Source organism: Phnomibacter ginsenosidimutans (assembly GCF_009740285.1).
Lineage (GTDB): Bacteria > Bacteroidota > Bacteroidia > Chitinophagales > Chitinophagaceae > Phnomibacter > Phnomibacter ginsenosidimutans.
Genome location: NZ_CP046566.1, coordinates 824397 through 837830, shown reverse-complemented (window position 1 = coordinate 837830; position 13434 = coordinate 824397). Strand labels below are relative to the sequence as shown.

The following is a 13434-nucleotide window of genomic DNA, read 5'->3' as shown; positions in this document are numbered from 1 at the left end:
CTTGCTGCTGAGCAGCGAGCCAGCAAAGGCGGAGCCATTTCGGAAATTCAAATTCGACGATACCGATTCTACCAAAAAGATAGCCTCCGATTTCCCATCAGCGACCGCCGCGGCGATCCGTATTCCGGCTACCGCCGCAACCCCTTCGATCGCCCGATACCGGCTATCTCAAGCAAAAAATTGAGTACGACCCGGTAACCAAACAATACTACATCAGCGAAAAAATTGGCAACTCATATTACCGCAAGCCCACGGCCATTACCTACGAAGAATTTATGCGGCTGCGGGGTCAGCAAATGGAGATGGAAAACTTCATGCGCCGCAGCAATACCAACCTTACCCTGAACCGTAAGTTGGTAAAACCTCAGCTCCGCATGTTCGATGATTTGTTCAACCGCATTTTCGGCAATGGCAAAATCATCATTCAACCCAATGGTAATGTTGATTTGACCGCCGGATATCAGGGGCAAAACACTAAGAACCCAACCCTGCCCGAACGTGCCCGTAAATATGGCACGTTCGATTTCGACATGAATGCGCAGTTCAACATGGATGCCAATATTGGCGACAAAATGAAACTGCCCATCAACTTCAATACACTGGCCAATTTCGATTTTGAAAACCAGCTGAAGCTTGACTACAAAGGCCGCTCCGATGAAATCATCAAGAGCATTGAAGCGGGTAACATGAGTTTTGCCACCAAGGGCACACTCATACAAGGAGCACAGGCTTTGTTTGGTATCAAAACACAATTGCAGTTTGGCAAACTCTATGTAACCACGGCATTGGCCAACATGCAGAGCCAGCGCCAAACGGCCAACTACCAAGGTGGTGCAGCACTAAGCAACTTTGAAAAGAAACTCGACGACTACGACGAAAACCGCCACTTTTTGTTGGCACACTATTTCCGCAACCAGTACAACCGGGTGATGAGCACCTTGCCCTTTGCGCAAAGCCAGGTACAAATTATGCGCCTGGAAGTATGGGTAACCAACCGCACGGGCCAAACCACCGACAGCCGCGACGTAGTTGGTCTCATGGATTTGGGCGAACGCTATCCTTTCAACCAAAACATACCTACGCTGCCAGGCGATAGCCTGCCCAGCAATGGTGCCAACGGTTTGTATGGCATCATCAACAACGACAACTTTCGCAACCCTGCCAACACCACCAACCTGCTGATGCAACGGGGCATGAAACCTGTTCAGGACTTTGAAAAAACATTTGCCCGCAAACTGATAGAAGGTACCGATTACATTTTCAACCGGCAGGCAGGTTTTATCAGCATCAACCAGTTTTTGCAGCCCGACGAAGTACTAGGCGTGGCCTTTCAATACACCAGTAACGGACGTGTATTTCAGGTGGGCGAATTTGCACAGGATGTAGCCCTCGATACGGCCCGTGGTATTCAAAAAGTATTGTTCCTGAAATTGCTGAAAGCCACCAGCCAGCGCCCCAACCTGCCCATATGGGACCTGATGATGAAAAACGTGTACAGCCTCGACCAGTACAATATTCAGCGGGAAGGTTTTAAGGTAAACGTGTTGTATCAGGAGCCCAGCGGTGGTGAAAAACGCATGCTGCCCGAAGGCGACGAACCGGGCCGCCCCTTGCTGCGCATTTTGCAGCTCGACCGCCTCAACAACCGCAACGATCCGCAGCCCGATGGTGTGTTCGATTTCATTGACAGCTTTACCGTACAACCGCAGCAGGGCCGCATCATCTTCCCGGTACTCGAACCTTTCGGCAGCGACCTTCGCCGATTGGCTTTTGCAGGCCAACCACAATCGGTGTGGGAGAAATATGTGTTCCAGTCTTTGTACGATACCATCAAGGCTATTGCACAACAGAACTACGCTAACTACAACCGATTTATGCTGAAAGGCCAGAGCAAGGCTTCCAGCAACGATGATATTTACCTCAATGCCATCAACATTCCACAGGGCTCCGTTTCTGTAACCGCCGGAGGCCAATTGCTGAAGGAAAATGTGGACTACGTGATTGATTACAGTTTGGGTAAACTCACGGTAATCAATCAGGCCATCAAAAGCAGTGGCGTACCTGTGAGTGTGAACCTTGAAAACAACACTGGTTTCGGTTTGCAAAACCGGGGATTTTTTGGTATGCGCCTCGACTATCTGGCCAACAAAAACCTGACCTTGGGTGGTACCATGATGCGCTTGGGCGAACGGCCATTCTTTACCAAAATGAACTATGGTGAAGACCCCATCCGCAACCGCATGTATGGTGTTGATTTCAATTACAAAAATGATTGGAAACAGCTCACCCGCTGGCTCGACAAGCTGCCGTTTTACAGCACCAATACGGTGTCCAACATTCAGGCATATGGTGAAGCAGCCATGCTGAAGCCCGGCCATCCGCCACAAATTGGTAAGGGTGAAAACGGACTCATTTACCTGGATGACTTTGAAGGTACCCGTGCCAATATTGATTTGCGTTTTCCCTTTGTGGGATGGACGCATGCCACCACGCCGCATGGTAGTTTTTTTGCAGAAGCCGACTCGAACAATGCCCTCATTTACAACCGTAACAGAGCCAAGCTAAGCTGGTACCAGATAGAGCCGGTGATGCAAGACAGCCGCAACCCCAATAACCCCATTAAGAACCGTGATTTGCTGAGCGACCCAAGGGTTCGGCAGGTGAGCAACCAAGAGCTTTTCCCCCGCCGTACACCGCTGCCAGGCACCAACCAGCTCATTACTTTCGATATGAGTTTTTACCCCAAAGAAAGAGGGGCTTACAACTATGATACCCGTGGTGCTTTCATCAATAATGATGGCACTTTCCGTAACCCCAGAGACCGCTGGGGTGGCCTGATGCGTTCCATTGACCAAACCGATTTTGAAAGCGCCAATATTGAGTTCATTGAATTTTGGGTGCAGGATCCGTTCATGAAAACACCCAACTTCCCCAATGGCTACACCAACACAGCCGGCGGACAGTTGTACATCAACCTCGGCAACATTTCGGAAGACATTGTAAAAGACAGCCGTCGTTTTTATGAAAATGGTTTACCTACACCATCGCAACCCAACCTGGCGGTAGACAGCAGTACTGTGTGGGGTAAAACACCCATTAACCCCAACCAGATTACACAAGCCTTTAGCAACGACCCCAATGACCGGCCTTTTCAGGATGTGGGTTTTGATGGCCTGAATGATGATGAAGAAAGATTGCGTCGCCGCGATGATTTTCTTACACCGCTGCAAAGCATTTTGGGCCCTGCTGCCTTTCAACGCCTGAGCACCGACCCCAGTGGCGACAACTTTGTAAACTACCGCGACGGCCGCTACGATGCCAGTGGCGCCGGCATTTTGCGTCGCTACAAAGACTTTAACCTTAACCAGGGCAACTCTCCGGTGAGCAATGAAAGCGACCTCGTAGTGGCAAGCACGTTATACCCCGATAACGAAGACCTCAACCGCGACAACACGCTGAATGAAGGCGAAGAATATTTTGAATACAAAGTAGACTTTACCCCACAAGCCTTGCAGGTGGGCCAAAACTTTATTACAGACAAACGCATCGTTAGTATTAAATATGAAAACGGCACTTCTGGTACCGAAACCTGGTATCAGTTCCGCATTCCTATAGCCCGCTATACCAAGAAAGTAGGCGACATACCCGACTTCAAAAGCATTCGCTTTATGCGGATGTACATGCACGGTTGGGAAGACAGCGTAACGCTGCGATTTGCCCGCCTCGATTTGGTACGCAACAACTGGCGCCAGTTTGCGTTTGAACTGAGCCGTAATGGCACGTACAACAGCACGGTCAACAACACCTTTACCAGCATTAATACGTTGGCCGTGAACATTGAAGAAAACGACCGCCGTACGCCCATTCCGTACCGCATACCACCAGGTATTGAGCGGGTACAGCAGCTGGCCAATGGCGGCGTCAATATTTTGCAAAACGAACAGGCCCTGAGTATGCAAATACGCAACCTGTATCGTGGCGAAGCAAGAGGTGTATTTAAAAATTTCAACAACGACCTGCGCCAGTACAAGCGGCTGAACATGTTTATTCATGCCGAAGAACTGGTAAACACCGACCCCGCTTACAGCCCGCTGACTGATACCAGTTTGTATGCCACCGTTCGCATTGGTCAGGATGTGTTGTCGAACTATTATGAAATTCGGATTCCGCTGAAAATTACCCGTCCATCGGGCCCCAATATTTCGGCCGATACCATTTGGCCTACAGCCAACAACCTCGACTTTAGCCTGGAAGAACTGATAGCCCTGAAAGACCGGCGCAACAAAAGCAACGGTTCGCCCACCCAGTTTTATGAAGAGAACATCAATGGCCGGGTGTATGGCTTGTATGGCAACCCCAACCTGGGTGAAGTACGTACCATTTTTGTGGGTGTAGACAACCCCGACCGCCCCGACGGCCCCAATTTGAGTGCCGAAGTATGGATAAACGAACTGCGCCTCAGCCAGATAGATGAAGAAGGAGCCTGGGCTGCTACCGGCCGTGTAGACATTCAACTGGCCGACCTGGGCACACTCAGTGTGGCCGGCAGCCACCGCAGTGTGGGCTGGGGTACTATTGAACAACGGGTAAATGAACGCAGCCGCGAAGCCACCACGCAGTTTGATGCCAGCCTGCAAATAGATGCCGGAAAACTGGTGCCCAAATCGGTAGGCATCAGCATACCCGTGTATGCCAGCCTGAGCAAAATGATGATTACCCCCGAGTACGACCCTTACGATAAGGATGTACGCATGAAAGACAAACTGCGCAATTGTGATAATTGCGACAGCATTAAACAAGTAGCCCGTGAGGAACACACTACACAAACGCTCAACATCAGCAACATGCGGTTGATGCCCAAAGCAGGCAAACCCGTTCGCTTTTACAGCCCCAGCAATTTCGATTTCACGTACAACTATTTAAGCCAGAAAGTAACCTCTCCCATCATTACGCAGGATTTGGTAAAACGCCATCGGGTAGCAGTGGGTTACGCATACAGCACACAACCCAAATACATTGAGCCATTCAAAAAACTGATTAAAACACAATCGCCCTGGCTCACATTCATCAAAGATTTCAACTTTAACCCGGCGCCGAATACAGTGGCCGTTCGTTGGGATGTAAACCGGCAGTTTGGCAGATATGTGCCCCGCATTGTGAACACCTTCGACAATAAAATAGATCGTGTAGACAGCACCTACGACAAGTACTTCAACTTCGATCGTTTCTATAGCTTCCGCTGGGATATGAGCAAGTCGTTCAACGTAGATTTTACGGCACTAAACAAAGCCCGGGTAGATGAGCCGGCCGGCGAAATCAATCAGGCCTGGAAACGCGACAGCATCCGGACCAACTTTTTGAAAGGTGGCCGCAATGTAAACTACGATCAGACTGTGGTGTTTGCGTACACCTTGCCTACACAAAAGTTCCCCTTCCTCGATTGGGCCACAGCCCGTGCCACGTACACGGCCCGCTACAAATGGGCCGCCAGTAGTTTGCTGGCACAGCAGCTCAATCAGGGCAATATTTTGGAAAATGGTGCCGACCGTATGCTCAATGGTGAGCTTGATTTTACCAAGCTGTACATGAAGAGTAAATGGCTGGCAGCATTGGAAAATGAACCTGCCCCGAAGCAAAAAAATGCACAAGACACGGCCAGCAAAAAAGACCGCAGCAAAGCCAAGAGCATTGGCAAAAATGCAAAGTCCGTTACAGATAGTTTGACGGGTAAAAAACTCAGCAAAGCCGAACGCAAAAAAGCCCGCAAACTACGCCGCGATGAACGCCGCAAGGAAAGGCAAAACCGCAGCTACGAAGTAACCGGTGCTGCAAGAGTAGCGGGCAAACTGCTCACCATGGTGAAGCGGGCTTCTGTAAACTATGGTGAAGTGTTTAACAGCCGTATACCGGGCTATACCGACAGTACACAATACCTGGGCAATAACTTCCGCAGCAAGGCACCTGGGCTGGGTTATATCATGGGCCAGCAACCCGATACCAACTACCTCAACAAGTTTGCACAAAAAGGACTGGTGACCCGTGATCCGCTCTTCAACCAACTTTTTGCGCAAAGCTTCGATCAGAAGCTGAACATACAGGCACAGCTGGAGCCCTTCAAAGAATTTACCATCGACCTCAACCTCGATAAGTCTTTCTCAAAAAGCTACACCGAACTGTTTAAAGACACCACCGGTACCGCTGGCCATGCGCACCTTACACCGTATGTAACAGGTGGCTTCAGCGTTACCTACATTGCCTTCCAAACCCTGTTCGAAAAGTTTGACCCGAACCGCACCAGCACCATGTTCCAAAACTTTGAGAACTACCGCAAAGACCTGAGCCTGCGGGTGGCCGAGCAAAACCCGTACTGGAAATCGGGCGGCTCACTCATAGAAGCAGATGGCTACGCAAAAGGCTACAACCGCTATGCACAAGATGTACTCATTCCAGCCTTTATAGCAGCTTATACCAACAAGAGCCCGAATGATGTAGCCTTGATTGACCAGAACAATTCCAGCATAACTGCGAATCCGTTCCGTGGCATTAAAGCCAAGCCCAACTGGCGCCTCAACTTTACCGGCCTCACCCGCATTCCGGCACTGCAAGAAAAGTTCAGTTCTATCAACATCACCCACTCTTATCAGGGCAGGTTGAGCATGAACTCGTTTACCTCGGCGCTGTTTTATCAGGATCCGTTCCGGGTGGGTTACCCATCGTTTATAGATACAACCAGTGGCAACTACATTCCGTTCTTCCTGATGCCGAACCTGAGCATCAGCGAATCGTTTGAGCCTATTATTGGTGTCGACTTTACCACCACCAGCCAGTGGAATGCCCGCTTTGAATACCGCAAGAGCCGCCAGCTGAGCCTGAGCCTGCTCGACTACCAGCTGAGTGAGGTAAACAGTACCGAATACATCTTTGGTACCAGCTACCGCAAACGGGGTATGAAACTTCCTTTCCGACTACCGAAATTCCTGAACAAAGAAGGCGGTAAAGAATTGGAAAACGACATTACATTCCGCTTCGATTTTAGCATTCGGGATGATGCCACCAGCAACAGCCGCCTCGACCAAAACAGCAGCTTTAGTACGGCAGGGCAAAAAGTCATCAAGATTAATCCGAGCATTGATTACATCATGAGCAACCGGGTAAACATTCGCTTGTTCTTCGATCAGATGCGCAGCATTCCGTACATCAGTACCTCGGCTCCTACTACCAACACCCGTGCCGGTGTGCAGGTGCGTATTTCGCTGGCACAATAGATGATAGTTGATGGTTGGTAGTTGGTGGGAAGAAGAAAATCTACTACCTGCATCTTTCACGAACTACTGATTTGTGTAGTTAAAAATAAAACGTCGGTCATCCTAAGTATGGGATGACCGATGTTCATTTACAGCAAACCTTCGCCCACTAACGTCTACTATCCGATGCTTCGTTCCTCAGCATGACATAACACTTGTCTCTGACATCCAACATCTGTCATCTAACATCTCCTTCCCCTACCAACTACCCACCACCAACCATCAACTAAAAAAGTCTTCCCTGCTCTCCCGGCCGGCGAAAGCGGCTGCTGTCGAGGTTCCAGCGTTCAGCATTGAGGCCATAACGTTTGTTGTATTGCAGAAACTGTTGCCGCACCAATTCGGCCACCGGCCCTTCGCCCCTCATGCGGATACCAAAGCGACTGTCATTCACTTTACCACCGTGTGCATGCTCAATTTGGTGCCACACTTTATCGGCCCTGTCGGGAAAGTTTTTATACAACCAATCATGAAACATCAGCTTCACCGATCCGTTGAGCCGGATGAATGTGTAAGCACTAAACACGGCACCATTGTCGGCAGCAGCCTTTATGATATTGGGCATTTCATGATCGTTGAGGCCCGGTATCATAGGGCCAAGCATCACGCCCATGCGTACACCTGCATGGCTCAGTTCATGAATGAGCCGCAAACGCTGTGTGGCGGTAGTAGTGCGGGGTTCCATCACCCGCCGCAAATCTTCGTTGAGGCTGGTGATGCTCACCAAAATGCTGATGAGATTTTTAGCCGCCATCTCCTGCAGCAAATCTTTATCCCGCAGCATGCCGGCATTTTTGGTAATCATACCCACGGGCTGATTAAACTCGTTGCACACTTCCAGCAGCTGGCGGGTAAGCCGAAAGCGCTGCTCTGCCGGTTGGTAGCAATCGGTATTGCCACTGAGGCTAATGGGCGTCGCATCCCACTTGGGATGCAGCAAAAATTTGCGCAGCAGCTGCGGTGCATTTTTCTTCACAATAATCTTGCGTTCAAAATCGAGGCCGGCGCTGTAACCCCAGTATTCATGAGCATTGCGGGCATAGCAGTAAATGCAGCCATGCTCACAACCCTGGTACGGATTCATGCTGTAAAACATGCCCACATCAGGGCTGTCAACTTTATTCACCAGCGTTTTGGCGTTGTCTTCCAAATACACCGTGGCTTCGTTGGCTACGGTCCATTCATCAATGGCTTCGATGTGCTCCTGCACCCGGTGATTTTTCAAAAACCGGTTGAGTGTATTGATTTGTGCACCACGTCCTTTTACATACGGTGTAGCAGCCGCATCGGCAGCGGCTGGCTTGGGGCGGGCATTGGGGTGTTGTTGCTGGGGCATGTGGTTAAAACAAGAGGGTTTGTACCGGCGGTGCCGCTACCGGTTGGGCAGCAAAAGCAAAGCGGGTCAGTAGCGAAAATTGTGTTGCCTGTGGGGGCCGCTTCAGCAGCAGGGCTTCGCTGGCTACGAAGCTGCCGCTGAATGGGGTGTGCCGGTATTGCCGCCAGCCTTTTTCATATTGCCAGGGCTGTAGCTGCCGGGCCAGTGTGAGGTAAGGGTCTGCCATGTAATGCGCTTTATTAAACTGACTCAGCCGCAGCATCGATTGCAAAGGCAACAGTTGCTGCAGCAATTGCTGAATACCATTTTTGGTAGCCACCTGCACAAATACCGTATGCGTAGGCAGGCTGCCAAAGCCATGCAGCTGCACCAAAAAAGGCGCCTGATGACAGAGCAAGTCCTGCAGTTTCTTTTGCAAGGCCGCTTCGCTCATGGCAAACTGCTGAAACCGCATCAGCGGAATCGTAGGTTCTTCGGCCACCGCATCGGGGCACTGGTATTGCTGCGCAAAATCTTGCTTCAACTGCAACAGCTGCTCGTACAAATCGGGGTGCGGTTGCAACACCAATCTGTAGTCCGTGAGAGGCAATGCATAGCGGCTACTGCGTACAGCAGGCTTGCGTTCATGCGCCGGGTAAGCTGCCATACATTAGTGTTTGTGCTGGTGAATGGAATACGTAACCACACCCCAGGTTTGAAAATCGCAGAACTCGGTGAGCTCTACATCTTTGTACCGTTTGTGCTCGGCACACAACCAGGCTTTGTTGAACTGCTGTTTGTAGCGCCGCACCATCAACTCGCCGTTGAGGATGGCCACAATAATTTTGCCGCTGGCCACTTTTATGCTGCGGTCTACCAGCAGCACATCGCCAGCATAAATGCCTGCGCCTTCCATGGCATCGCCTGCCATGCGAAAGAAAAACGTAGCCGGTTTGTTGCGTATCAACTGCTCATTCAGGTCGATGCCCCGCTCCATATAGTCGTCGGCGGCGGCACCAAAACCTGTGGCATTGGCCGTTTTCACATCCAGCTGTGTAAAGGCCTTTGTGCCCCGGTAGGCACTCTCATGCAGGGTTTCCTCATCCATTGTACTTCCAATTGTTGCGCTAAATTATTTAGTATTTTTATACTCAAATAATTAGTTTTGCAAAATAGTTGTACACAGGGTTAGTAGCGGCACCGCTCCGGTGGAGTGGCCGGCCGGGCGGCTCCGTGCATCCTCTTTTTTGTATGAAAGCCATCGTCGATTGCAATAGTTTTTACTGCTCCTGCGAACGCCTGTTTAAACCCAAACTGGCGCAGCAACCCGTGGTGGTACTCAGCAACAACGATGGTTGCATCATTGCCCGCAGCGACGAAGCCAAGGCCCTCGGTGTAGGCATGGCAGTGCCTTATTTTCAAAACAAACACCTGATAGAGCAGCACAACGTGGCGGTATTTTCCAGCAACTACAACCTGTATGGCGACCTGAGCTGGCGGGTAATGGAAACCCTGCGCCAGGCCGTAGGTACCGATAAAGTAGAAGTGTACAGCGTAGACGAAGCGTTTATTGATCTTGATGACAATATGGACACTGCCACGCTCCACGCATTTACGATGAACCTGCGCCAACAGGTAGAACAGTGGACGGGCATTAAAGTATCCATTGGCGTAGCCCCTACCAAAGTACTGAGCAAGGTAGCCAACCGCCTGGCCAAAAAAAACAAAGCCATCACGAACTGTGTATTGGTGCTCAACACCGAACGCCGCATACAACAGGCCCTCGAAAAAACGGCGGTGGAAGATGTGTGGGGCGTAGGCCACCGCTATGCGCAAAAGCTGCAACGCATGGATATTACCACGGCCTGGCAACTGCGCCAGCAAAACCTGCTGTTTGCCCGCAATCACTTGGGCGGCGTGGTGGGCGAACGCCTGCTGCGGGAGCTGCAGGGCCAGCCCGTACTAGGCATGAAAGAAGAACTAACGGTAAAGAAAATGATTGCTACCACCCGCATGTTTGGCCAAACCGTAACCGACCTGCAAAGCATAAAAGAAGCGGTGGCTACCTACACCAGTCGTGCTGCCGAAAAGCTGCGCCGGCAGCATGGTGCAGCCGGTAGCATCAGCGTGTTTGTAATACCCAAAGAGCCACCGGCACCCGACGGCCGCTTTAGGCACGGGCCCACCATCAGCAGCTATATGGCATTGCCCGTAGCCACATCCGTTACCCACGAACTAATCAAACCTGCTGTACAAATGGTGGAAGCCCTCTACGAGCCGGGCAGGGCTTACAAAAAAGCGGGTGTATTGCTCAGCGACATTGTGCCCGACACTGCCGTGCAACGCAGCCTGTTCGACCATGCCATGGACGACCGCAGCCGCAAACTCATGGACATGATGGACAACATCAACTTCAGCCAGCGCAACGATGTACTGAAATACGCTGCCGGCGGCACCACCCGCAACTGGAAAATGCAGCAAAACTTCCACAGCCCCCGCTACACTACGCGGTGGAATGAATTGTTTGAGATTGGGTGAGAGATGAACTGTTTGTTGTTTGGAGTTGTGATGGTTGAAGGGAATTTCATTGTGGGTGATACCAGTCGCAACAGCGACGAAGCTCTCTACACCTCTTCTCTAGCATCTAACATCAGTCATCCAACATCTACCCTCAGCTGTCTTTCTTCGGAGGGGCAATGCGGTAGTCGTTGCGGTTGATGCCGGGTACACCCCGTGGCTTTTTGCCGGCAGTGGTATCGGCATTTTTGGCAGCGGGCTGAAGGTTGGGCGGGCTGGCTACAGGTACGGTTGATGGGTTGCCACTGGTTGTTTTCTCCGGCTGGTTGTTGAGTGATGCTGCATTGTTGGCCGCATCTTGCGACGCAGGAAGATCGGGCGGCAATACCAATCCGTTATTGTTGTATACAGCGGTATCTGCCGGGCGGCTTTCGGGCAGTGCAGTAGTACCGACAGCATTAGCCGGTGGCGGCGATGCACTAACCGGTGCCAATGGATTGGGCGATGCTACAGTGGTATCGGTCTGCACTGCAGGAGTGCTGTTGCTGGCAGGTGCAGTGGCATGGTTGGGTGTGCTGCGCTGGTACCACAGCCACAGGCCGGCTGCAGCTATTAATACAATGGCCATACCGGGCCAGCGCAAGGCTCCCGTAGGCGTACCTGCAGGCGATGTAGGTGGTGCCGGAGGCTCTGGATCATCCGGCGGCAGGTCATTATCCAGCTCACGACTGATACGGGCCCAAATGGCATCGGCCATAGCAGGCATTGCCGGCAATGCTTCAAGCTTTGCCGCAATCAACAATTCGTATGGTTGCCGTTCATTCATGCGTGGTTATCTAACAGAGGATGTCAACATTTTTTGTAAACTTTTTCGGGCTTCGCTCAGGTGCCACTTACTGGTACCCTCGCTTATCTGCAATTGCTCCGCTATTTCGCGGTGGTTATATCCTTCTACCACATACAGCACAAATACAGCATGCGTGGCGGGTGGCAGTTTTTGCACCAGTTGCAAAATATCGCCGGCGCTTATCTGTTCTATCACCGTGTGTTCAATCATTACTTCGGCTGCCGCATCCAGCTCTTCGGGGCTATCAAACTTGCTGCGGCTTTTAATATGGTCGAGGCCTTCATTTACCACAATGCGTTTGAGCCATGCATGAAAACTGCCCTTGGCCGCATCGTACTGCCGTATGTGTTTGAACACCCGCACAAAGGCCATGCTCAGGATGTCGGCCGCATCGGCTTCATCGCGGCTGTAGCGCAGCGCAATGGTCATGGCAAAATCGTACAGCGACCTATAAAGCAGCTCCTGTGCCTTGCGGTTGTTGGCTATACAACCTTCAATCATCCACGATATGTCTTGCTTGCTGGCGTTCAACGGAGCTGGCTTATTCGTTGTGTACTTCCTGTTTTCTTTTCAGCAAAATAGCAGCGCCAATGGCGGCAGTCACCAGTTTGGTAGGTTCATCCAGTTCTTTGTACATCCACACGGTTGGCTGCAAAATATCTACTACTGCAATCACGCCATCTTCTATGCGCAGCTCATAGCCGCTGAGCATGGGCGGGCCCAGCAATTTGGTGCTTTTGCCACCACCAGTGGTTACATTTTTGATATACAACGGATGGATAGTTATGCTGTCTTTGCCATCGGTAGCGTAGTAAGCAGTGCTGGCATAAGGCAGGTCGAGCAGGTTGCGGGCTGTGTCTTTGCGGCGGTCGTATTCCGATTGCATTACCAACTTCCAGGGCTGCCCATGGCTGTAGTTGTACGGCACTATAGCAGCTGAAAAATCATAGTGCTGATAATTGGTTTGCGATACTTCGCCAAAAATGCTGTTGCTTTTATACACTTTGCCTCGTTCTGTAAATGTTTCAAAAGCAAATACATCGGCCATAAGTTTTCCATCGCGGATGGCAAACTGAAATTTATTTTTTTCTGTTTGGCGCAGGTTGTCTGTTTGAATATTGAAGAAACGCAACAGCTGGTCTTGCGGACGAAAGCTGATTTGACTGGCTTGCCATTTGCTGCTCATATCCCAGCCCCGCTTCATTTCGCCGGTAATGTATGGGCCAAAATTGAGCGACTGATTAAACGTGAAGCCTTGCAGGCCTTTTACCCGCAGTTCTTCTGCTTGTGATGAAAAGGCATCGGGTACGGCTACCTTGGCTACGGTGCACGACGCAAAAAGCATTGTGGCAAAGAGTATACGAAGGGTGGTGTTGATGTTCATGCGAATGCAATATTTAAAGTGGGTGAATCGGGGATGAAAGGCAAAGAGAATCGTGTGCAGCATTGCG

At 50.8% G+C, this 13434-nt stretch carries 8 protein-coding genes; 2 read left to right on the top strand and 6 right to left on the bottom strand.

Annotated elements, in window-relative coordinates; all coding sequences use genetic code 11:
* The first annotated feature begins 89 nt into the window (after nt 1-89).
* Nucleotides 90-7265 (top strand): T9SS outer membrane translocon Sov/SprA, encoded by a 7176-nt coding sequence (gene sov, locus GLV81_RS03620; RefSeq protein WP_157476965.1) that lies wholly within the window; start codon nt 90-92, stop codon nt 7263-7265.
* Between the two features lie 265 nt (nt 7266-7530).
* On the opposite strand, the gene GLV81_RS03615 is transcribed toward sov, so the two are convergent.
* Genes GLV81_RS03615 through GLV81_RS03605 form a run of 3 tightly spaced genes read right to left on the bottom strand, consistent with a single transcriptional unit; the run spans nt 7531 to nt 9727 of the window.
* The gene (locus tag GLV81_RS03615) at nt 7531-8640 is read right to left on the bottom strand and encodes a PA0069 family radical SAM protein (protein WP_157476963.1); all 1110 of its coding nucleotides are present in this window, start codon (nt 8638-8640) and stop codon (nt 7531-7533) included.
* A gap of 4 nt (nt 8641-8644) precedes the next feature.
* Nucleotides 8645-9286 carry a 2'-5' RNA ligase family protein gene (locus GLV81_RS03610; RefSeq protein ID WP_157476961.1) on the bottom strand — a complete coding sequence of 214 codons (642 nt, stop codon included), beginning with the start codon at nt 9284-9286 and terminating at the stop codon, nt 8645-8647.
* A gap of 3 nt (nt 9287-9289) precedes the next feature.
* The gene (locus tag GLV81_RS03605) at nt 9290-9727 is read right to left on the bottom strand and encodes a LexA family protein (protein WP_157476959.1); all 438 of its coding nucleotides are present in this window, start codon (nt 9725-9727) and stop codon (nt 9290-9292) included.
* A 143-nt stretch (nt 9728-9870) separates the two neighbouring features.
* On the opposite strand from GLV81_RS03605, the gene GLV81_RS03600 reads away from it, so the two are divergent.
* Entirely contained in the window at nt 9871-11157 is a 1287-nt protein-coding gene (locus tag GLV81_RS03600) for a Y-family DNA polymerase (protein WP_157476957.1), read from the top strand.
* Between the two features lie 133 nt (nt 11158-11290).
* On the opposite strand, the gene GLV81_RS03595 is transcribed toward GLV81_RS03600, so the two are convergent.
* The 3 genes from GLV81_RS03595 to GLV81_RS03585 are packed head-to-tail and all read right to left on the bottom strand — an operon-like array spanning nt 11291 to nt 13367.
* Nucleotides 11291-11962, bottom strand: coding sequence for a hypothetical protein (locus GLV81_RS03595; RefSeq protein WP_157476955.1), 672 nt, complete (start codon nt 11960-11962; stop codon nt 11291-11293).
* A gap of 6 nt (nt 11963-11968) precedes the next feature.
* Nucleotides 11969-12514, bottom strand: coding sequence for an RNA polymerase sigma factor (locus GLV81_RS03590; protein ID WP_157476953.1), 546 nt, complete (start codon nt 12512-12514; stop codon nt 11969-11971).
* A 10-nt stretch (nt 12515-12524) separates the two neighbouring features.
* Nucleotides 12525-13367: a hypothetical protein gene (locus tag GLV81_RS03585; protein WP_157476951.1), complete on the bottom strand. Its 843-nt coding sequence runs from the start codon at nt 13365-13367 to the stop codon at nt 12525-12527.
* Between the last annotated feature and the right edge of the window lie 67 nt (nt 13368-13434).